Here is a 20340-nt window from a genome sequence, read left to right on the forward strand (position 1 = left end):
ACTGTTGTGCGCCGGCAATGCTCGATGACGTGCGCTCTCCACGTGCGCTGCGGATGTTGGGGTATTGAGCCCGAAGGCCAGTCGCGGTTAAGCGACCGACATCATCCCGCAGTCGACGCTGCATCGGGGCAAAGACCAAGCAATTGAAGCTGCGGCAGACGGAGCAGATCAAGCCGTCTTGGCCATCCGGCACTTGAGCATCTTCTCGCGGCGGCGCTGAACCGACGACGCGATGCGCATTGACTCGCGGTACTTGGCGACCGTGCGGCGGGCGATCTCGATGCCCTCGTCCTTCAGGCGCTCGACGATGGTGTCGTCGGACAGGACTGCATTCGGCGTCTCGGCGTCGATCAGCTCGCGGATGCGGTGACGCACGGACTCCGATGAATGCGCCTCGCCTTCTCCGGCCGAGGAGATGGCCGAGGTGAAGAAGTACTTCAGCTCGAAGATGCCGCGCGGCGTCTGCATGTATTTGTTGGAGGTGACGCGCGAGACGGTGGACTCGTGCATCTTGATCGCCTCGGCGACCGTCTTGAGGTTCAAGGGGCGCAGGTGGCGCACCCCGAGCGTCAGAAACGCGTCCTGCTGGCGGATGATCTCCTCGGAGACGCGCAGGATGGTGCGGGCGCGCTGGTCGAGGCTCTTGGCCAGCCAGTTCGCCGTCTGCAGGCAGTCGTTGAGGTAGTCCTTGTCCTTCGGCGTGCGGGCCGTCGAGTTCACGCGCGCGAAGTAGCTGCGGTTGACGAGCACGCGGGGAAGCGTGTCGCTGTTGAGCTCGATGAGCCAGCTCCCGTCCGATGCCGCGCGCACCAGAACATCGGGCACCACCGGCTGAAGCTGCACGGCGCCGAACTTGAGGCCCGGCTTCGGATTGAGGCGCTTGATCTCCTCGACCATGTCGGTGATCTCGCTCATATCGGCGCCGACGGCCTTGCGGAGCGCCGGCATATTGTGGGCGGCGAGAAGATCGAGATTGTCGAGAAGAGCGGCGATCTGGGGGTCGTAGCGGTTCTGCTCCTTGAGCTGGAGCGCCAGGCATTCGGCGAGCGAGCGCGCAAAGACGCCGACGGGATCCAGTGTCTGCAGCGTGGCGAGCACCTTCTCCACGAGCTCCAGCGGCGCGCCGAGCTTGACCGCAAGCTGCTCGAGATCGGCGTGCAGGTAGCCAGCCTCGTCCACCATGTCGATCAGGTGCTGTCCGATGAGGCGCTCGACGTGGTCGTGGGTCGCGAGCGGCAACTGCTCGCTCAGATGGTCGCGGAGCGACGGCTCGCTCGACACGAATGCCTCGGGGTTGATCTCCTCGCCGTTGAACGCGCCCGTGCGCTGGCGGAGAGAAGCCCATCCGGAATCGGCTCCATCCGGCATGCCGGAGGCGCCACCGCCGTCGGAGAACGATCCGTCGTAGTCACCGTCGAGGCCGCCGTCAGCTTCCGCCACCGGCTTGCCGAGGTCCAGCCATTCGTCCTCGCCGTTGCGGTCGCTGCGCTCCTCGGTGTCCGCGTCGCGCTCGATTTTCGGGGCGGCCTCCGCCGCGTCGTCCATCTCGAGCAGCGGATTGCGCTCGAGCTCGGATTCCACGAACTGGTTCAGCTCGAGATTGGAAAGTTGAAGCAGGCGGATGGCCTGCTGCAACTGGGGCGTCATCACCAGTTGCTGGCCTTGCCTCAACTCGAGCTTTGCGGTTAGCGCCATCCTCTGACTTTCGATCCCGCCTTCATACGACGCATTGCCGGCCGTGCGACGCGCCAACGGCGCGGCTCCAGCCGGCAAACCTCCCGTTTGCGATGCTCATGCCCCGTGGCCTTGCCGGGCGCAAGACCCCTGGTCGATCCTCGCTCATCATTCCATGTGCCGGAATGACTCCAAGGTCCAGGCTATACTCAACGGGTGTTAACGAACATATCCCCGAGGTAGACACGCCGGACATCTTCATTGGCTATGATTTCCGCGGGCTTACCTTGGGTCAAAACCTGCCCGTCGTAGATGATGTAGGCGCGGTCGATCAGGCTCAAGGTCTCACGGACGTTGTGGTCGGTGATGAGGACCCCGATGCCGCGATCCGTCAAGTGGCGCACGAGCTGTTGGATGTCGCCGACGGCGATGGGGTCGATGCCGGCGAACGGCTCGTCGAGCAGGATGAACGACGGCCGCGAGGCGAGCGCGCGCGCGATCTCGCAGCGCCGCCGCTCGCCGCCGGACAGCGCCATCGACGGCGATTTCCTGAGCCGGGTAATATGGAATTCCTCGAGCAGGCTGTCGAGCTGCTCCTTGCGGCGCCGGCGGCTCGGCTCGACCAGCTCGAGCACGGCCATGATGTTCTGCTCTACGGTCAGGCCACGGAAAATCGAGGCTTCCTGGGGCAGGTAGCCGATGCCGAGGCGCGCGCGCCGGTACATGGGAAGGGGCGTGACGTCCTCACCGTCGATCGTGATGCGTCCCGCATCGGCCGGCACGAGGCCGGTGATCATGTAGAACACGGTGGTCTTGCCGGCGCCGTTGGGGCCGAGAAGGCCGACGGACTCGCCGCGGCCCACGGCGAGGCTCACGCCGCGCACCACCATCCGCTTCTTGTAGCTCTTCTGCACGTTGTCGACGACCAGCCAGCCCTGGTGAGAGGCGTAGTGCTGCGCTTCGTCTTCCGGCGCGTAGCCGTAGCCGTTCGCCGCTCCGTTGTGGTCGGCGTAAGGATCGTGCGCGTGCGCGACCGGCTTCGATTTCAAGGGCCACAACTTCATTCAGGCATTCGAGCCGGTTTCGGCCGTCCCTGTCAATTCATGGGTTCTGCCTAGTGCGCGGTCAGTTCGGGCAAAATTTAGGTCGGCTGCTGCCATTGCTGCCATTTCGGTGCAGACGGCGGATTTACCATCCGCTCCAGGGCACGACGCCTCATGGGCGCGCGCCGGGCTCCGAGGTCGCCGACCAGCCGTCGACGCCGGCGGGGGGTGGCGTCGCGGCTTTCTTGTTCTTGGCGGCAGGCTGCTCGTCCTGCTGCAGCTCCTGGGGGAAGAAGACGGCGCTGGCGCGGCCCTGCTTGTCCCCAGTCGGCTGGGCGGGTGCGTTCGTGACCCAGCCGCCGCCCGACGGCTGGGAGGACGTGTTCTGAGGAGCGGTGTCGATCTTCGCCTCTCCGCTCGCGGTATCGATCAGGAGGCGCGTGCCGCGCACCATGCTCTTGCCGCGCGACAGAACCACGTTGCCGCCCATGGTGATCTTGTTGGTCTTGGCGTCGTAGTCCGCCCAGTCGCCGGTCGCGGTCTGGCCGTCCTTGGACGTGACCTCGACTTTCTTCCTCGCCTCGATGCGCGTCAGCTCGGCTCCCTTGCTCTGGGCTTTCGGCGCGGCGCCGGATGCGGTGGCGTCGAGCAGGCCCGACTCGCCCGTATAGAACGCGGACAGCTCCGCGCAGCGGATCCTGAACGTGTCCTGAGCCGCGTCGACATCGCCGCGGAACACGGCCACCTTCCGATTGTCGTCCACGTCGAGAGAGTCCGCGACGACATCGACGGGGGCCTCGGGATTGGTCTTGAAGGAGCCGAGGCCGCCGGCGTCCTGCTCGGCGGACGGCTCCTTGCTGCGCTTTGCGCCGCCCTTGCTGTCAAGGCTGCGGATCATGCGCGCCTTGATGCGTCCGGGACCCTCCGCGGCACCGGGCGGCGTGGTCATGCGGGCGGTGCCCTGCGTGCGGTCGACGGCGAGGCGGCCGCCGCGCAGCTCGTTCCCGCCCTGGGTCACGACAACATCGCCGACGAGCAGGATGGTTCCGGACGCCTCGTCGATCTCGACGCGCTCGCCTACGGCGCGGCGGTCCGTGCCGGAGGTCATGACGACGCCGCCCGTGAGCACGGCGGTCTCCGCCGCGGCGTCGAAGTCGGCGTTCTCGCTCGTCACCACGTCGCCGTTCTCGCGCTGCATGACGACGGGCTTCTTGGCGACGATGCGCTTCACCTTGCCGGCCGCCGATGCCGTTCCATCCTGAGCCGCCGGCTTGGGGGCCGATCCGCCCATCATGCCCTCGCCCTCATAGAGCACCTCGAGCTCGGGCGTGGTGAGGCGGGAGCCGGCCTGCTCGGCGCGGACGTTGCCGGTGAAGAGCGCGGTCTTGCCCGTGTCGTTGATGTCGAGCCGATGGGCGTCGATTTGGATCGGACCGTTCGACGGCGTGAACAGCGCGCTGCTCTCGCCTTGGGCCTGGGCCGTGTCCGGCGCGGGCGATTTCGGCTTCTCGTCGGCCGGCGGGGTGAGCACCACCGCGACCTCGTCGACGAAGGTCGCCTCGCGCGCTTTCTGGCGCAGCGTCATCTGCTTCGAGCGCACCGACCCGTTGGGGAACTCGACCAGGACCGGCTCGTTCGAGGTGAGCAGGTCCTCTTTGGTCTGGATGGTGGCGCGCGTGAGCCGGGCCTTGAGCCCGCTCTCGGAGTCGACGTTGATCTGCTGGTAGAGCTCGAGGGTGCCCTTGGCATTGTAGAAGACGCCGCTCTTGGCGGTGATGTCGGTGCGGGTCTTGTCGGCCTGATAGACCTCGCCCACGATGCCGTCGAGCTTGACGACGTCGGGCTTGGTCAGGTCCTGGCGTGCGGTCTTGGCCGTGAAGACGTAGCTGCCGCCGTCCTTGCTGAAACCCTCGTAGCGCGGGTTCTTCATCGAGAGATCCTCGGGGAGGATCTTGCGGATGGCGATGTGAGGCAGGGTCTCCTTGCCGACGATGCCCGCCTTCTCGGCGATGGAAAGGCCGTAGACGCCGAGCAGCGCCAGCGCACCCACCGGGAAAAGCACACGCAGGAGGCGCACGAGCGCGGTGCGGCGGCCGGCCCGGCGGAACTCGCGCGTACGGTCGATCGTCGTGACCACGCCGTCGCCGGCGCGGCGACCTGGAAACGCATGCGGTCTTGGATCAGCGGTCACGACCATCGGGGTTCCCCGCCCTCGATCTCATCGGCCTCGTCCTGCCCGGGAAGCGGATCGCTCGCGTGCCACGGGACAGGCCGGGACGGTCGGCAGTGGAGGCGGACAGTGTTGCACGTGCGAAGACTGCCGGACAATCGCCTGGAAATGGGGTGACATTGGGACTGGATAGGCTGGAATCGCCAATGATTTCGGCCCACATCCCTCGTTCCTCAGTGGGCGAAGATGTCGTCCTCGCCGTAGCCTGCAAGGTCGAGCCTGGCGCGGACGGGCAGGAACTGGAAGGCGGCCCTGGCAAAGTCCTCGCGCCCCTCGCGCACCAGCATGGCGTCGAGCTTCTCCTTCAAGGCGTGCAGGTGCAGGACGTCGGCGGCGGCATAGGCGAGCTGCTGCTGGCTCAGCACTGGGGCGGCCCAGTCCGAGCTCTGCTGCTGCTTCGAGAGCTCGATGCCGAGAAGCTCCGCCGTGATGTCCTTGAGCCCGTGGCGATCGGTGTAGGTGCGCACCAGCTTGGAGACGATCTTGGTGCAGTAGACCGGGGCCACGGTTACGCCGAGATACTTCTCGATGGCGGCGAGGTCGAAGCGGGCGAAGTGGAATATCTTGAGCACTGCGGGATCGGTCAGCAGCGCCTTGAGGCGTGGCGCGTCATAGGTCGCGGGATCCGGCTGCACGAGGTGGGCCGTGCCGTCGCCGGCGGAAAGCTGAACGAGGCAGAGCCGGTCGCGCTGGGGGTTCAGGCCCTGCGTCTCGGTATCGATGGCGACGCTGCCCTTGAACGTCAGTCCCGGGGGCAGGTCGCCCTTGTGAAGCGTGATCGATGGCGCTGGCATGGCGGGGACCCTCGCGTGCGGATGACGGCTCATCCAATCTGCAACGTAACTATTTGAAAACTATTGCGTATTTCTAAGCTTCCTGCGGCGGGTGTAGCGGTTCCGCCCGCCAAAAGCAAGGGTGGGCTTGGCGCCGTCCGCTGAAATCTCCGGCGCAAGGGCAGTTATCCTCGGCCCAAAACGCGCGGCCATAGTGGGGCGAGATCTCCGCGGACGAGCATCCGGCCCATGGACCAGACCACGAAGCTGAACCTTCCCTACATCCTCGCGGCGCAGTCGCAGAAGCACGTGACGCACAACGAAGCGCTGCGGGCCCTCGACGCGCTGGTTCAACTCGCCGTCGTGGACAAGGACCTCAGCGCGCCGCCCGGGTCGCCCGCGGAGGGAGACTGTTACATCGTCGCGACAAGCCCGACCGGTGCGTGGGCCGGACATGCAACGCATGTCGCTGCGTTTCAGAACTCCGCGTGGGCGTTCCACGTGCCGCGCGAGGGCTGGCTGGCGTGGGTCGAGGACGAGAACAAGCTCTACGTGTTCGACGGGGCCGCCTGGGTCGTGAACCCCGTGGGCAGCGCAAACCCGGTGTCTCTCGTGGGCGTCAACGCCACGGCGGATGCGACCAACCGCCTTTCGGTGTCGAGCCCGGCCTCGCTTTTCAATCACGAGGGAGCCGGGCATCAGCTCAAGATCAACAAGGCGGTGGCGGGCGATACGGCGAGCGTTCTGTTCCAGACCGGATTCTCGGGACGCGCGGAGTTCGGCCTCGCCGGCGACGACGATTTTCACGTCAAGGTGAGTCCCGACGGGAGCGCTTGGCACGAAGGGCTCGTCATCAGCCGGACGACCGGTGCCGTGAGGGCCAAGTCCGGGCAGGTCGATATTGCTTCGGCCGCGACCTGCGACATCGGCGCGGCCGCTGCTCAGCGCGTGCGCATCACGGGGACGACGACGATCACGAGCCTGGGCACGGTGCCCAACGAGCTACGCTTCGTCTGCTTTGCCGGCGCGCTGACGCTCACGCACAACGGCACGTCGCTCATTCTTCCGGGTGGCGCCAACATTGCGGCTGCGGCAGGCGACACGGCCACGTTCGCGTCGGACGCCTCGGGCAACTGGCGGTGCCTCGACTACCAGCGCGCCAACGGACGCCATCTCAACATCTCGTCGTTCATGGCGACGGTTCAGCGAAAGCCAGGAAGCCGCGTTCGATGATTGCCGGATGTAGCGGTACGTCGCGTTCCGAACCGGCGTTCTTGATCGTGCCACCATCTTCGGCTGGAGCAATGCGGATCACATAAATTCCGTTGATGTTCGTGACGCGGCCGCCCCATAGCTGCGCGATCTCACCAACACGCGCTCCAGTTAGCGCGAGCAGCCAGGGTATCCATCGAAGGGCGGGCTTACTCTCCGCGTCGGCGAGCCTTAGGATCGTTGCGACCTCTTCGTCCTCGTACGGGAGTCGGCCTTGACCGGCCTTCCGCTTCGCTTTGACCTTGACCCCTTCTATAGGGTCAGCGGAAAGAAGGTCATTTCGCTTCGCGAACCGATAGAGTGTGCGGATGCTGGCTAGGTAGCTGCCATTGACCGTGGTGGCGGAAAGTCTTCGTCTGTAGGGCGTCCTTCCAAGCAATCGCGTCAGCTTTCGTGACGCGGCTCGGATCGTTGTGTCCGAGGTGTTCCTTGAAAGCGGCGACGTGCTGCCGGAACGACACAAGGGAGCTTGGAGCCTTCTGGTCTTCCTCCTCCCAACGCGCGAGCAAACTGTCGAATGTGAGGGCTGACGACAGGGGCACCGCCTTCACGGCGACGCCTTCCCATGCCGGGAAACTGGCGGCGGCTGGGTCGGGACTGTAGTCGCCTTCGGCGTTCCCCTTGAGCTTGTTTGCGGCCTTGGCCAATGCCCGGGCGAATACCTTCAACAGCTTTGGGCGATCTTCGACAGAGACGATCACACCTTCGCGGCTGAGGATGGGGTTGAGGAATGGACCGACGTAGCGCTCCAATTCCACGATCTGCGCTTCGCCTTGATACGACTCGATCATAAGCGCTGGCGGTGGGTTGAGGACGCGCTGGGCGACTTCAGCAACAATGCGCCACCAGTTGGGGTCTATCGGTTCGTCCTCAAAGCTAGCGTTTAGGTCCCGATAGAGGATGCCAGAGAGAGCAACGCATTGCCGCTGGGTCAAACCGCGAGGGCCTTCACGGTAAGCAGCACATGCGCGTTCGAACTGTTCAAGCGCTACGCCATGCCGGAGTTTGATTAGTGATCGGTCTTCTGTGCGAAGCGAGAATGTCACCTCGTGGCCGATCTTCACTGAGATAGCGAGCCGCTCATCACCCGCGTGAGACTTGGGGAGCGAGAACGCGATGCGCTCGCCACGAGCGATGCGAAGCACGTCGGCGGGAACGCGCTTTCTGAACTGTCCGTTTGAAGAGCCGGAACGTTTCGTTGGGCGAGCCATGAAAAGCACCATTGTGTAGCACCCCTGTGTAGCAGTCGGGCGCTCGATTTCTCAATGATGCTGGATTCTTACGACGTATCAACGGTTTAGGAAAGCCGTGGTGCCCAGAAGAGGACTCGAACCTCCACGCCTCGCGGCGCTAGTACCTGAAACTAGTGCGTCTACCAATTCCGCCATCTGGGCAAGCCGACAAGCCTGCGGGCGAACTGAGTTAGGGGGAGCGGCCGCCGTTGTCAATCGAGCATGCCAACGCCGCAGCCGGGCGACCTTTGCCGCCCCCGGTATGCACAGATTGGGCTGGTCACGGTTCAGGCCGTTGCGCTAGATCGTTAATGTGTGCGTCCGCCGATCGTTGATCTCGAACATGGTCTGATCGATGGCGGGGCGGCATCTCTGGGTGCGGGGCGCAGGGCAGAGCGGGAGAGCGGCATGGCGGCGCAGGGCGGCAACAACGAGCTCGTCACGATTTTCGGGGGGTCGGGCTTCGTCGGCCGTCATGCGGTGCGGGCGCTCGCCAAGAAGGGATACCGCATCAGGGGCGCGTGCCGCCGCCCCGATCTCGCGGGTTTCCTGCAGCCGATGGGCGACGTGGGGCAGGTGCAGCCCGTGCAGGCGAACCTGCGCTTTCCCGATTCAGTGCGTCGCGCCGTCGAAGGCGCGCATGTGGTCATCAACTCGGTCGGGCTTCTCGCCAGTGGCGGCGCGCAGACGTTCAAGGCCGTGCATGTGGAGGGCGCGCGTGCGGCCGCGTGTGCGGCGCGGGAAGCCGGTGCGCGGCGCTTCGTGCACATCTCTGCGATCGGCGCGTCGGCCACGTCCTCGGCGCGCTACGCCCAGACCAAGGCGGCCGGCGAGGCCGCCGTGCTCGAGGCCTTTCCGGAGGCCATCATCCTCCGGCCCTCGATCGTGTTCGGACCCGAGGACCAGTTCTTCAACCGCTTCGCGGCCATGGCGCGGATCTCGCCGCTGCTGCCGCTGATCGGCGGCGGGCGGACGCGCTTTCAACCGGTTTACGTCGGCGATGTCGGGGAGGCGGTCGCCTACGTTGCGGGTGGCGGTGGGACGCCGGGGACGGTCTACGAGCTCGGCGGGCCGGAGGTGCTGTCGTTCCGGGAGCTGCTCGAGCGGACGCTCGAATACGCGGGGCGCGAGCGCGGCTTCATCTCGCTGCCGTTCTGGCTCGCCAAGCTGCAGGCACTGCTGACATGGCCGCTGCCAAATACGCTGCGCCCGCTCACCGTCGATCAGGTGCGGCTGCTCGAGACCGACAACGTGGTCAGTGGCGCCGCAATCAAGGAGGGGCGGACGCTGGCCGCTCTCGGAGTGGCGTCGCCGCGCTCCATCGGCGCGATCGTGCCGGGCTATCTCGAGCGCTTCAAGCCGAAGGGCCAGTATTCCCATTACCGCGGGTGATGGATCGCAGGGGGAGGATGCCATGAGCCGGCCACGGGGGAAGTCCGTCAGCAGCCTGCTGAAGATGAAGGCGCTCGGGCCTCTCGGCGTCATCGCCGTGGCGGCGTTCTACGTGGCCTGGCCACTCTATGCCGGCTACGAGATCAAGACGTCGCTCGATACACACAACGTCGAGGGCCTCAACGCGCGCATCGATTTTGCGAGCGTGCGCACCTCGCTGCGGCCCGCCGTGGCGGCGAAGGTCGAGCAGGTGGTGACGGACGCGCTGGGCCGCGCCGGGACGGCGGGCGGCGCGCTTGCCGACCAGCTCAAGGCGAGCGTGATGCCGCGCATCGTCGATGGCGTGCTGGCGGCGCTGGTGACGCCGGAAATGCTGATCCGCATGCATGCGAGCGGCAAGAGCCTCAAGGAGACGCTCGACAGCATGGTGCTGGAGCGGGCCTCGCAGGCGCAGGGTGTCGGCGGGTTCCTCGTCGTGCCGCAGGACCAGACCGGCGGCACGGGTACGCGGAGCAAGATCGAGGAGATCGCGGGAGCTTTCGGGATCGATACGGGTAAGGTGCTGGGCGGCGTCGGCGCCAAGGGTGCGGAGACGGCCGTGATCGAGCCGCCTGCCGAGCCGCTGCCCGCCAAGGGCGGTGCCAAGCCGAAGTATGGGCTCGGCAACATCAAGCACTTCTCGTTCACGGGGCCGCTCGGGCTCTCGGTGGGCGTCTCGCGTGACGCTAACGCGAGGAAGCCCGAGCTGACGGCGGACATGACGTTCGTCGACGGCTCGTGGAAGCTCACCGGGCTGGTGCCGGAGATGTAGTGCAAGGGACGGTCTCGCTCCTCGGCCGTGATGGTGGGCTCTGTTGGTGGAGACCGCAGCGTGATGCGGATACGCGTCTGGATTCCGGGCCTTCGCCGGGATGACGTTTTGTTCGTGGGAGCCGATTGATTTCGGCTCTATGTCCGACCGGGTGTAGCTGGCGTCAGTACGTCTACAGCATGCGATTGTCGTGTCGCTCCCACGTCAGACGTTTCTCCAAGGCGTTTCGCACAACACGCTGTCATCCCGGCGTCATGGCGGAGCCATGCTTCGCATGGACGGCCGGGATCCAGATACGTCGAAGGTGAAAGCGCCGGCTGCTAGGAGGTGGCGGCGCGGCATTCCTCGTCCGCGGGAAGAGGGTCGCATTTGGTCGAGGCGACACAGATCTCCAAAGCGCGCCGGACGTCGCGCGTGTAGAGGCCGTCGATGGGACCGCGGTAGATGCCCTGAGCCTCGAGGCCGCACTGGTAGAGCCGGACGAGATGCTCGCCGCCGTAGCGCATGGCTCGCTCGTAGTCGCGAAGGGCTGCCGTGCGCTCGCCGAGCGCCTGGTTGATATGGGCGCGTGTGTCGTGCGCGTGGGGGCTCGCCGGCGACAGGTCCAACGACCGCTCGACGTCGCTCATGCCTTCGCTCAGGCGGTCGAGCTTGTAGAGCACCCAGGCGCGGTTGTTGAGCGCCATTGACGAGGCCGGGTCGAGCTCGATCGCCCTGTCGTAGTCCGGCAGAGCCTGCGTCAACGCGCCCTGGAGGGAGAGGGCCAGCGCACGCATGGCGTAGGCGAGGCTCCTGGTGCCAGCGTCGAGGTTCGGGTTCTCGATCAACTCCGAGCAGCCGGCGATGCGCCGCTCGTTGTTCTCGCTGAAGCACTCGGCAACGGTGTTGGAGGATGCGCTGGAGGCGACCGCGCAAGCCGCCACGAGGGCCGCGAGGGCCAACAACACACGCCGGCAATGGCTGTCCAACGATCGGAGCGACATCGGTAACCATCGGATTTTGCGCCGGGAAGCCCGGACACCACTTATGATACCATGAACGGTATGCTATTTGCTGGCCGCAATTGCGGCATGGCCGGCGGAGATGTCCGTTTGCCAGTCGATCGAACCTCAACCGTGCGGGCCCGGACCCGGATTCCATGAAACGCGTTCTGCTCATCATCGGCGGCGGCATCGCCGCCTACAAGTGCCTCGATCTCATCCGGCGGCTCGGCGAGCGCGGGATCGCCGTCCGTTGCGTCATGACGCAGGCGGCGCAGGCGTTCATCACGCCGCTCGCCGTGGGAGCCATCAGCAACGAGCCCGTGGCGACGGACCTGTTCGATCTCGATGCCGAGCGCGAGATCGGCCACATCCGGATGGCGCGGGAGGCGGATCTCGTCGTCGTCGCGCCGGCGACGGCGGATCTTCTCGCCCGCATGGCGCAGGGACATGCGAACGACCTTGCGACCGCGGTGCTGCTCGCGACGCGCGCGCCGGTGCTCGCGGCGCCGGCCATGAACCCAGCCATGTGGAGCCACCCCGCCACGCAGCGCAACGTGCGCCAGCTCAAGACGGACGGCGTCAGCTTCATCGGTCCCAACGCGGGCGAGATGGCGGAGAAGGGCGAGGCCGGCGTCGGGCGCATGGCCGAGGTCGCGGAACTGGTGGCGCGCATCGAGAGCCTGCTCGACGGCGCGGGGCGCGGCGACGGTGGTTTCGGGTTCCTCAACGTGGCGGCGGTGCGCTCCGCGCGCGCGTCGCTCGCGGGCCGTCACGTGCTGGTGACCAGCGGGCCGACGCACGAGCCGATCGATCCCGTGCGCTACATCGCCAACCGCTCCTCCGGCAAGCAGGGGCATGCCATCGCTGCGGCGGCGCGACGGCTCGGCGCACGCGTGACGCTCGTGTCGGGGCCGGTGCAGCTTCCCGATCCCGAGGGGGTCGAGGTGCGCCATGTGCAGACGGCGCGCGAGATGCTGGAAGCGGCGGAGGCGGCGCTGCCGGCTGATCTCGCCGTGTTCGCGGCTGCCGTCGCCGACTGGCGCGTGGCCGCGCCCGGGGGCGGCAAGATCAAGAAGGCCGCCGGTGCGCCGCCGCCCTCGCTCGAGCTGGTGGAGAACCCCGACATCCTGCGCACCATCGCCAAGCGTGGGCCGCGCCGGCCGGCGCTTGTGATCGGCTTTGCGGCGGAGACGCAGAACGTGGTCGAGTACGCCAAGGCCAAGCGCAAGGCGAAGGGCGTGGACTGGATGGTGGCCAACGACGTGTCGGAGAAGTCTGGCGTGTTCGGGGCCGAGCGCACGCGCGTGCATCTGATCACCGCTGAGGGCGTCGAGGACTGGCCCGACATGGGCAAGGCGGAGGTCGCGGATGCGCTCCTGCGGCGGGCCGCGGCGTATCTGGCCGAGCGGCGCGAATCGGTGTGACGCGCATGGCGGCCGTATCGGAAGACAGTGGTTCCTCTCCACCTTGCAGGGAGGGGTCAGGGGTAGGGGCCGCCTTCGCGGCCATGACGGATTTGTGGTGGCGGCCGCTGGCCCACACTCGACGTCATCCCGGCACAGCCCGGGATCTACGCAAGTTTCCGCACCCGCGACGCCTGCTTTGGTCATCGCGGGCGCAAAACCTGCACAAGACGGGCTGGATCGCATTCGGCGCCACGCTGTTAGGGCCGGCATGACAAAATCCGAGATCAATGTGCGCGTGGTGGTGCTGGCGCACGGCAAGGGATTGCCGCTGCCGGCCTATCAGTCCGATGAAGCGGCGGGGCTCGATCTGCTGGCGGCCGTCGGCAAGAAAGAGACGGTGGTGGTCGAGCCCGGTGCGCGGGCGCTGGTCCCGACCGGGCTAACGCTGGAGCTGCCGGCAGGATACGAGGGCCAGGTGCGGCCGCGCTCCGGACTGGCGCTGAAGCACGGCGTCACGGTGCTCAACAGCCCCGGCACCATCGATTCCGACTACCGGGGCGAGGTGAAGATCATCCTGATCAACCTCGGCGATGCGCCGTTCCCGATCCGGCGTGGGGACCGAATTGCGCAGCTCGTGGTGGCGCCCGTCACCCGCGCCGGGCTGGTGCGGGCCAAGGTGATCGGGGCGACGCGTCGCGGGAGCGGCGGGTTCGGCTCCACCAAGGTTGGGAAATCTGCTGCGGCCGGCGCCCGGTCCGAAACCGTCAAAAAGCGGAAAAAGTCTTCTAAGTCTGGCGTCTAGGCGTCTCGTGCTAAGCTTGGTTCCGAGCGGATACGGAGCGGAAATTCCGCTTGCGGCGCTTTGGACCGGCAGAAAAATATGCGAGAAGCACAACGAGAAAACATCATGACATTCAAGGGCGGAGCACGGCGATGAGCGAGGCGATCGAGATCAGGACCTTGGAGGCCACCAAGAGCTGGGGCCGCGGGAAGGTCTACGACGACATCACCGAGACGATCGGGCATACGCCGCTGGTGCGCCTCGCGCGTATCGGCAAGGAGGCGGGCGCCAAGGCCGACGTGCTGCTCAAGCTCGAGTTCTTCAATCCGCTGTCGTCGGTCAAGGACCGCATCGGCGTGGCCATGATCGATGCGCTCGAGGCCGACGGCAAGATCACGCCGGGCAAGACCGTGCTGGTCGAGCCGACCTCGGGCAACACGGGCATTGGCCTGGCATTCGTCGCGGCGGCGCGCGGCTACAAGCTGATGCTGGTGATGCCGGAGTCGATGTCGATCGAGCGGCGCAAGATCCTCGCCCACCTCGGCGCCGAGCTGGTGCTGACGCCGGCCGCCGGCGGCATGCCGGGCGCCATCGACAAGGCTAACCAGATCCTGGCCTCGACGCCCGGCGCCGTGCAGCCTAGCCAGTTCGAGAACCCGGCTAACCCGCTCGTGCACGAGAAGACCACGGCGGAGGAGATCTGGAACGACACCGGCGGCAACGTCGACGTGCTCGTCATCGGCGTCGGCACGGGCGGCACGCTGACAGGCTGCGGGCGCGTGCTGAAGAAGCGCAAGCCGTCGCTCAAGATCATCGCCGTCGAGCCCGAGGGCAGCCCGGTGCTTTCGGGCGGCGCGCGCGGGCCGCACAAGATCCAGGGCATCGGCGCTGGCTTTGTCCCTAAGGTGCTCGACACCAAGTTCATCGACGAGGTGGTGCGCGTCTCCAACGACAAAGCCTTCGAAACGTCGCGATTGCTTGCGAAAATCGAAGGGATTCCAGGCGGTATCTCGACGGGCGCCAACGTGGCGGCCGCGCTCGAGGTGGCGGCGCGCGACGAGCTCGCCGGCAAGACGGTGATCACGTTCGCCCCGTCGTCGGCGGAGCGGTACTTCTCGAGCGAGCTCTTCGTCGAGCCGCCGAAGGCGTGAGGCGTTTCGGGCGTATCAACGCGTTCATTGCAGAGAGATGAAGAGGTCACGGGTGCGGTCGCGGCCATTGTTCATTGTGACGTCCACGGTGCTCGCCGTGGCCTTGGGCGGCGCGTCGGCGCTTGCCGAGGGGCCGCGGTGGACGCCGCTCACCGGGCTTTTGGCGCCCGAAGGCGAGAAGCCGTCGGACAAGACCGACGCTTCGCGCACGGAGACGTCGTCCACCGAGAAGCCCAAGCCTCCGCGCAAGGCCGACTCGTCCGCTGCGGCGGGGACGCGGCTGTCGCTCAAGGCGGTGCTCGGGCGGACGGTTGCGGACGGGCAGCCGCATGGGACGCTCGGCGTGAACACGATCGCGGTCGACAGCGATCTTGCGGACGCGCTGGGGTTCGGCACGGCGCGCGGCGCGCTGGTGACGGACGCCGCGTCAGACACCGCGCGCAGCGCCGGGCTTGTCGCGGGTGACATCATAGAAACCCTGCAGGGCCGCGACATCGCGGGAGCCGAAGCGCTGGCGCAGGAGCTCGGCAAGACCAATCCCGACCAGGAGGTGACGGTCGAGGTCCGGCGCGTCGGCGCGGGTGCGGCGGATCTGAAACGGTTGCTCGTCGAGCGGGCCAACGGCGGCAATGTCGGCGCGGCGGCGAGCCTCGGGCGGCTCCTGTCGCTCGGGCTGGTGTTCGGGCCCAAGACCTACAGCGAGGCGGCGACCTACTATCTCAAGGCGGCGGAGGCCGGGCATTTGGCGTCCATGACGCGCTATGCGCTGTTCGCCAAGGACGGCGTCGGCATCGCGAAGAACGAGGCGCTGGCCGCGACGTGGTTCCGCAAGGCGGCGGCCGGCGGGCAGGACGCGGCGATGACCAACCTCGGCTCGCTCTACGAAACGGGCCGCGGCGTGAAGCAGGATTACGCCGAGGCGGCGCGCTGGTATCGGGCGGCGGTGGACAAGGGCCATGTCTTCGCCATGCACCGGCTGGCGCTGCTCTATGAGGCCGGCCGCGGCGTGAAGAAGGACGATCAGGAGGCCGTGCGCCTGCTGCGTGCGGCGTCCGACAAGGGGCTTAGCGAGGCGACCTCGTGGCTCGCCGACAAGTACGAGCAGGGTCGCGGCATCCCCAAGGACGAGTACGAGGCCTATAAGCTCAACGCTGAGGCCGCCGATCAGGTGCGGCGCTCCGCCGAGCAGGGCAACGCGGTGGCGACGTTCAACCTCGGCATCCTCTACCGCATCGGCAAGGGCGTGAAGAAGAGCGACACGGAGGCGGCCTATTGGGTCGTGCGCTCGCTCAAGCTCGGCGACAAGTACCTGGTGTCGGAGCTGATGCGGAACCCGAACGTGCTGTCGGAAGCCGACCGCAAGTGGCTGCAAGAGGTGCTGCGCGACGAGGGCACCTACAAGGGCCCCATCAACGGCACCTTCACGCCCGAGGTGCGCACAGCGATGGAAGCGCTGGCGAACTCGGCGTGAGCCTTCCCGTCTAGAGCGCGATCAGCTTTGATTGAATCGTGATCGCGCTCCAGCCTTTTGATGAGACCGATGATTCACGCTTCGGACTGATAGGGTCCGAAGCGATCATGGTCTAAATGAAACAGTGCAGTGCCCCCTCACCCGCGCAGCTCACGCTGCGCGACCTCTCCCCATCGGGGAGAGGTGAAAGGAACACGCTCCACTTCACCTCTCCCCGATGGGGAGAGGTCGGAAGCGATCGTCCATGCGAAGCATGGCTTCGCCATGACGATCGCATCCGGGTGAGGGGGCGAGCGCCGTGGCGTGAGCCATCAGAAAAAAGGTGTCGCCCTGAAAAGGGCGACACCTTTTTAATGCTTGCATCCCGGTACCGCTAGGCCGCCTTGGCGGCGACGGGCTTGGCGCAGTCGGCGAGGTAGGCCATGGCCGCCTGGACGCCGCCCTTCTTGTGTGGGACGCCGGCCAGCTCGAGGCCCATCTCCACGCCGGTCAGGGCGCCGAGGATGGTCAGCTCGTTGGTGTCGCCGAGGTGGGCGATGCGGAAGGCCTTGCCGGCGAGCCTGTTCAAGCCGGTGCCGAGCGACATGTTGAAGGTTTCGAGCACCAGCTTGCGGAACGCATCGGCGTTGTGGCCGTCGGGCATGAGCACCGTGGTGACGGCCGGCGAATCGTACTTCGCCTCGCGGCTGTTCACCTCGAGGCCCCAGGAGCGCACGGCGATGCGCACGGCCTCGCCCAAGCGCGCATGGCGGGCAAGCACGTTCTCGAAGCCCTCCTCGTTGATGAGGCGGATCGACTCGTCGAGCGCGTAGAAGAGACTTGTCGCCGGCGTGTAGGGGAACCAGCCGTCGCCGTTGAACGCCAGCATGTCGTCCCACGAGAAGTAGGAGCGGGCGAGCGTCGCGGTCTTCGAGGCGGCGAGCGCCTTCTCGGAGACGGCGGTGAACGACAGGCCGGGCGGCATCATCAGGCCCTTCTGCGAGCCCGCCACCGTCACGTCGATGCCCCACTCGTCGTGGCGCAGGTCGGCGGCGGCGAGGCCCGAGATGGAATCGGTCATCAGAAGCGCCGGGTGCTTGGTGGCGTCCAGCGCGCGGCGCACCTCGTCGAGGCGCGTCAGGCAGCCGGTCGAGGTCTCGTTGTGCACGACGCAGACCGCCTTGATGGCCTTCGCCTTGTCCTTCCTGAGGTGGGACTCGATCTCGTTGGCATCGGCGCCGATGCGCCAGTCGGTCTGGATCACCTCGGCGCGCAGGCCGAGCCGATCCACCATCTGCTTCCAGAGCACGGCGAACTGGCCGGTTTCGACCATCAGCACGCGGTCGCCCGGCGACAGCGTGTTGGTCAGCGCCGCCTCCCACGCGCCGGTGCCCGACGCCGGGTAGATGATGACGTGGCTCTGGGTCTTGAACAGGGGCTTGATGCCTGCGAGGACGCGCTTGCCGAGCTTCTGGAACTCCGGGCCGCGGTGATCGAGCACCTGGCGCGCCATGGCCGCGACGACTCGCTCGGGAATGGGTGTGGGACCCGGAATCTGCAGGAAGTGCCGGCCAGGGCTGCGTGGCTCGTTCGACATCAATCGTCCCCTTCTCCACTCGCTGCGTAGCGCCCGCAGCCTGCGGAGCGTTTTTTCTCCGAGGAGGAAGGGCCTGCCGATTTTTTTGGTTCGCGCGAGCAGCGGCAGCTATAGGAGCGAAACTCGAAATCCGTCAAGCGCGATGACCCCTGCCTTAGTGCAATAAGGCCAGAGTTTTTCTCGTTTTTTGAGCGCGGGACCGTATGACGCGGATGGGATTTGCGAAAGGCGCGAGGCGATTAGGAAAATATTGCGTGTCAGGTTCCGGACGGCTGCGCGGGCTTGGCCGCGGCGGCGAGGTAGTTCACGTCCGTGTCCGGATCGAGGCTCCACGCATCGCGGAAGGGACTGTAGACGAAGCCCATGAAGCGCGGCGGGGCGAGACCGGCCGCCGCGACATGGCGGGCAAGCTCGTCGGGTGTGACGAAGCGCTCCCACTGGTGCGTGCCGCGCGGCAGCCAGCCGAGCACGTACTCGGCGGCCACGATGGCCAGCGCGTACGACTTCACGGTGCGGTTGAGAGTCGAGAGGATGAGGAGGCCGCCCGGCCGCACGAGGTCGGCGCAAGACTTCACGAAGGCGCCGACATCGGGGACGTGCTCCACCACCTCGAGCGCGACGACGGCGTCATACCGCTCGCCCGCCGCGACCAGCTCCTCCACGGTCGCCACGCGGTAGTCGATGGCGAGCGCCTGGGGCTCGGCGTGACCGCGGGCGATGGCGATGTTGCGCTCGCCGGGGTCGATGCCGGTGACGCGGGCTCCCAGGCGTGCGAGCGGTTCGGACATCAGCCCGCCGCCGCAGCCGACGTCGAGCACGGCGAGGCCATCGAGCGGACGCAGGCCGCCGGTCTCGCGGCCGAAGTGGCGGGTGAGCTCGTCGCGCACGAAGGTCAGCCGGGCAGGGCCGATCTGGTGCAGCGGACGGAACTTGCCGGTCGGGTCCCACCAGGCCTTGGCGAGGTCCTGGAAGCGGTCGACCTCGGCCTGGTCGAGATTGGTCGGTGCGGTCTCCATCATGGCGGCGAGCGTGACAGGGCGGGCGCGATTGTCAATGTCGCAACCCGTTATTGCGATACCCCGGGGTTCCCGGTAAGAGAACGGCCGAAACGAGGGCCGGGCGCGCCCTCGGCCACATCTCTCCCTACAGGACCGGGCTTCCCAGAACCGGGATCGAGGCGGTTTAGGCCATGGCTGTCGTCGTGATGAAGTTCGGTGGGACGTCGGTCGCCGACGTGGATCGCATCCGCAATGTTGCGCGCCACGTCAAGCGCGAGGTCGAGGCCGGCAACAAGGTGGCGGTGGTGGTCTCGGCCATGGCCGGCGCGACCAACCAGCTCGTGGCCTGGGTCAACGAGGCCTCGCCCCTCCACGACAAGCGCGAGTACGACGCGGTGGTGGCCTCGGGCGAGCAGGTGACGGCGGGCCTGACCGCCATCGTGCTGCAGTCGATGGGCGTCAAGGCGCGCTCATGGCAGGGCTGGCAGGTGCCGATCGAGACCAGCACCGCCCATGGGTCGGCCCGCATCTCGGGCATCGCCGGGGAGGATCTCCTTCGGTCGCTCGATGCGGGCGAGGTGGCCGTCATCACCGGCTTCCAGGGCATCGAGCCCAAGGGCCGGCGCATCGCCACGCTCGGGCGCGGCGGATCGGACACGAGCGCGGTCGCTATCGCGGTCGCGCTCAAGGCCGACGTCTGCGACATCTATACGGACGTGGACGGCGTCTACACCACTGATCCCCGCATCGTGCCCAAGGCGCGACGGCTGGCCAAGGTCAGCTACGAGGAAATGCTCGAGATGGCGTCCTCGGGCTCCAAGGTGCTGCAGACCCGCTCCGTCGAGCTCGCCATGGTGTATCAGGTGAAGACGCGGGTGCTGTCGAGCTTCGTCAAGCCCGAGGACATGCCCCCGGTCCAGGCCGGCAACCTCGGGGATATCGGAACCATCGTCTGCGGCGAGGATGAGATCGTGGAAAACCAAGTCGTCAGCGGCATCGCCTACGCTCGGGATGAGGCGAAGATCACCATGCTCCGGCTCGAGGACAAGCCGGGCATCGCGGCGCGCATCTTCGTGCCGCTGGCGGAGGCCTCGATCAACGTCGACATGATCGTGCAGAACGTCGCCGCCGACGGGCACCACACCGATATGACCTTCACCGTTCAGGCTGCGGAGCTTCCGCGTACGCTCGAAGTGCTCAAGGCGGCACGGGCCGACATCGGCAACTTCGAGCTCATAAGCTCGGCGGACGTGGCCAAGGTGTCGGTGATCGGCATCGGCATGCGCAGCCACGCCGGTGTTGCAGCGCAAATGTTCAAGGCGCTTTCAGAGAAGGGGATCAACATCCTGGCAATCTCTACATCCGAGATCAAGATCAGCGTGTTGATAGATGCGGCTTATGCGGAGCTTGCCGTTCGTACGCTGCACTCGGTTTATGGACTCGACGCGGCTTAGCGGCTGCGAAAAGCGCGTTAAGCTCCAGCTACCGCTTTTCCGGCAGCATTTCCGCATTCGCGCTCAATTTGACGTATAACGGCCCATGATCCC

At 66.6% G+C, this 20340-nt stretch carries 16 protein-coding genes and 1 tRNA gene; 8 read left to right on the forward strand and 9 right to left on the reverse strand.

Features of this window, described 5'->3' with window-relative positions; translation table 11 throughout:
• Positions 1 to 168: 168 nt before the first annotated feature.
• The 4 genes from rpoN to IT540_RS20380 form a co-directional block, all read right to left on the reverse strand.
• Entirely contained in the window at positions 169 to 1695 is a 1527-nt protein-coding gene (gene rpoN / locus IT540_RS20365; protein ID WP_291181709.1) for an RNA polymerase factor sigma-54, read from the reverse strand.
• A gap of 188 nt (positions 1696 to 1883) precedes the next feature.
• Positions 1884 to 2738: an LPS export ABC transporter ATP-binding protein gene (gene lptB / locus IT540_RS20370; RefSeq protein ID WP_291181710.1), complete on the reverse strand. Its 855-nt coding sequence runs from the start codon at positions 2736 to 2738 to the stop codon at positions 1884 to 1886.
• A gap of 151 nt (positions 2739 to 2889) precedes the next feature.
• On the reverse strand, positions 2890 to 4914 hold the full coding sequence (gene lptC, locus IT540_RS20375; protein ID WP_291181711.1) for an LPS export ABC transporter periplasmic protein LptC: 2025 nt from the start codon (positions 4912 to 4914) through the stop codon (positions 2890 to 2892).
• A gap of 206 nt (positions 4915 to 5120) precedes the next feature.
• Positions 5121 to 5741, reverse strand: a complete 621-nt coding sequence (locus tag IT540_RS20380) for a ribonuclease H-like domain-containing protein (RefSeq protein WP_291181712.1) — start codon at positions 5739 to 5741, stop codon at positions 5121 to 5123.
• A 228-nt stretch (positions 5742 to 5969) separates the two neighbouring features.
• Between IT540_RS20380 and IT540_RS20385 the strand changes: the two genes are divergently transcribed.
• A complete protein-coding gene (locus IT540_RS20385) occupies positions 5970 to 6953 on the forward strand; it encodes a DUF2793 domain-containing protein (RefSeq protein WP_291181713.1) in 984 nt (327 codons plus the stop codon).
• Between the two features lie 314 nt (positions 6954 to 7267).
• Here IT540_RS20385 and IT540_RS20390 read toward each other — a convergent pair whose 3' ends face one another.
• The gene (locus IT540_RS20390) at positions 7268 to 8215 is read right to left on the reverse strand and encodes a hypothetical protein (RefSeq protein ID WP_291181714.1); all 948 of its coding nucleotides are present in this window, start codon (positions 8213 to 8215) and stop codon (positions 7268 to 7270) included.
• An 86-nt stretch (positions 8216 to 8301) separates the two neighbouring features.
• Positions 8302 to 8386 (reverse strand) — tRNA-Leu (locus IT540_RS20395).
• A 246-nt stretch (positions 8387 to 8632) separates the two neighbouring features.
• On the opposite strand from IT540_RS20395, the gene IT540_RS20400 reads away from it, so the two are divergent.
• Positions 8633 to 9616, forward strand: coding sequence for a complex I NDUFA9 subunit family protein (locus IT540_RS20400; protein WP_291181715.1), 984 nt, complete (start codon positions 8633 to 8635; stop codon positions 9614 to 9616).
• A 22-nt stretch (positions 9617 to 9638) separates the two neighbouring features.
• Positions 9639 to 10427, forward strand: a complete 789-nt coding sequence (locus IT540_RS20405) for a DUF2939 domain-containing protein (RefSeq protein ID WP_291181716.1) — start codon at positions 9639 to 9641, stop codon at positions 10425 to 10427.
• A gap of 320 nt (positions 10428 to 10747) precedes the next feature.
• On the opposite strand, the gene IT540_RS20410 is transcribed toward IT540_RS20405, so the two are convergent.
• Entirely contained in the window at positions 10748 to 11368 is a 621-nt protein-coding gene (locus tag IT540_RS20410) for a tetratricopeptide repeat protein (protein WP_291181717.1), read from the reverse strand.
• Positions 11369 to 11565: 197 nt separating this feature from the next.
• On the opposite strand from IT540_RS20410, the gene IT540_RS20415 reads away from it, so the two are divergent.
• The 4 genes from IT540_RS20415 (at position 11566) to IT540_RS20430 (ending at position 16219) form a co-directional block, all read left to right on the forward strand.
• A complete protein-coding gene (locus IT540_RS20415; protein ID WP_291181718.1) occupies positions 11566 to 12834 on the forward strand; it encodes a phosphopantothenoylcysteine decarboxylase in 1269 nt (422 codons plus the stop codon).
• A gap of 250 nt (positions 12835 to 13084) precedes the next feature.
• Positions 13085 to 13618, forward strand: coding sequence for a dUTP diphosphatase (gene dut, locus IT540_RS20420; RefSeq protein WP_291181719.1), 534 nt, complete (start codon positions 13085 to 13087; stop codon positions 13616 to 13618).
• A 131-nt stretch (positions 13619 to 13749) separates the two neighbouring features.
• Positions 13750 to 14748 (forward strand): cysteine synthase A, encoded by a 999-nt coding sequence (gene cysK, locus IT540_RS20425; protein WP_291181720.1) that lies wholly within the window; start codon positions 13750 to 13752, stop codon positions 14746 to 14748.
• Positions 14749 to 14824: 76 nt separating this feature from the next.
• Positions 14825 to 16219, forward strand: coding sequence for a PDZ domain-containing protein (locus IT540_RS20430; RefSeq protein WP_291181730.1), 1395 nt, complete (start codon positions 14825 to 14827; stop codon positions 16217 to 16219).
• A gap of 373 nt (positions 16220 to 16592) precedes the next feature.
• Here IT540_RS20430 and IT540_RS20435 read toward each other — a convergent pair whose 3' ends face one another.
• Together IT540_RS20435 and ubiG are read right to left on the reverse strand one after the other, a co-directional pair.
• On the reverse strand, positions 16593 to 17795 hold the full coding sequence (locus IT540_RS20435) for an aminotransferase class V-fold PLP-dependent enzyme (RefSeq protein WP_291181721.1): 1203 nt from the start codon (positions 17793 to 17795) through the stop codon (positions 16593 to 16595).
• Positions 17796 to 18052: 257 nt separating this feature from the next.
• A complete protein-coding gene (gene ubiG / locus IT540_RS20440) occupies positions 18053 to 18814 on the reverse strand; it encodes a bifunctional 2-polyprenyl-6-hydroxyphenol methylase/3-demethylubiquinol 3-O-methyltransferase UbiG (RefSeq protein ID WP_291181722.1) in 762 nt (253 codons plus the stop codon).
• 170 nt (positions 18815 to 18984) lie between these two features.
• Between ubiG and IT540_RS20445 the strand changes: the two genes are divergently transcribed.
• Positions 18985 to 20247, forward strand: coding sequence for an aspartate kinase (locus IT540_RS20445; RefSeq protein ID WP_291181723.1), 1263 nt, complete (start codon positions 18985 to 18987; stop codon positions 20245 to 20247).
• The last annotated feature ends 93 nt before the right edge of the window (positions 20248 to 20340 follow it).

Origin of the sequence: Hyphomicrobium sp., assembly GCF_020852195.1 — a bacterium.
Taxonomy (GTDB): domain Bacteria; phylum Pseudomonadota; class Alphaproteobacteria; order Rhizobiales; family Hyphomicrobiaceae; genus Hyphomicrobium_C.

Excerpts from the sequence above, each read along its gene's own strand:
- rpoN (WP_291181709.1), bottom strand. The coding sequence starts at position 1,695 with ATGGCGCTAACCGCAAAGCTCGAGTTGAGGCAAGGCCAGCAACTGGTG.
- lptB (WP_291181710.1), bottom strand. The coding sequence starts at position 2,738 with ATGAAGTTGTGGCCCTTGAAATCGAAGCCGGTCGCGCACGCGCACGAT.
- lptC (WP_291181711.1), bottom strand. The coding sequence starts at position 4,914 with ATGGTCGTGACCGCTGATCCAAGACCGCATGCGTTTCCAGGTCGCCGC.
- IT540_RS20380 (WP_291181712.1), bottom strand. The coding sequence starts at position 5,741 with ATGCCAGCGCCATCGATCACGCTTCACAAGGGCGACCTGCCCCCGGGA.
- IT540_RS20385 (WP_291181713.1), top strand. The coding sequence starts at position 5,970 with ATGGACCAGACCACGAAGCTGAACCTTCCCTACATCCTCGCGGCGCAG.
- IT540_RS20390 (WP_291181714.1), bottom strand. The coding sequence starts at position 8,215 with ATGGTGCTTTTCATGGCTCGCCCAACGAAACGTTCCGGCTCTTCAAAC.
- IT540_RS20400 (WP_291181715.1), top strand. The coding sequence starts at position 8,633 with ATGGCGGCGCAGGGCGGCAACAACGAGCTCGTCACGATTTTCGGGGGG.
- IT540_RS20405 (WP_291181716.1), top strand. The coding sequence starts at position 9,639 with ATGAGCCGGCCACGGGGGAAGTCCGTCAGCAGCCTGCTGAAGATGAAG.
- IT540_RS20415 (WP_291181718.1), top strand. The coding sequence starts at position 11,566 with ATGAAACGCGTTCTGCTCATCATCGGCGGCGGCATCGCCGCCTACAAG.
- dut (WP_291181719.1), top strand. The coding sequence starts at position 13,085 with ATGACAAAATCCGAGATCAATGTGCGCGTGGTGGTGCTGGCGCACGGC.
- cysK (WP_291181720.1), top strand. The coding sequence starts at position 13,750 with ATGAGCGAGGCGATCGAGATCAGGACCTTGGAGGCCACCAAGAGCTGG.
- IT540_RS20435 (WP_291181721.1), bottom strand. The coding sequence starts at position 17,795 with ATGTCGAACGAGCCACGCAGCCCTGGCCGGCACTTCCTGCAGATTCCG.
- ubiG (WP_291181722.1), bottom strand. The coding sequence starts at position 18,814 with ATGATGGAGACCGCACCGACCAATCTCGACCAGGCCGAGGTCGACCGC.
- IT540_RS20445 (WP_291181723.1), top strand. The coding sequence starts at position 18,985 with ATGGCTGTCGTCGTGATGAAGTTCGGTGGGACGTCGGTCGCCGACGTG.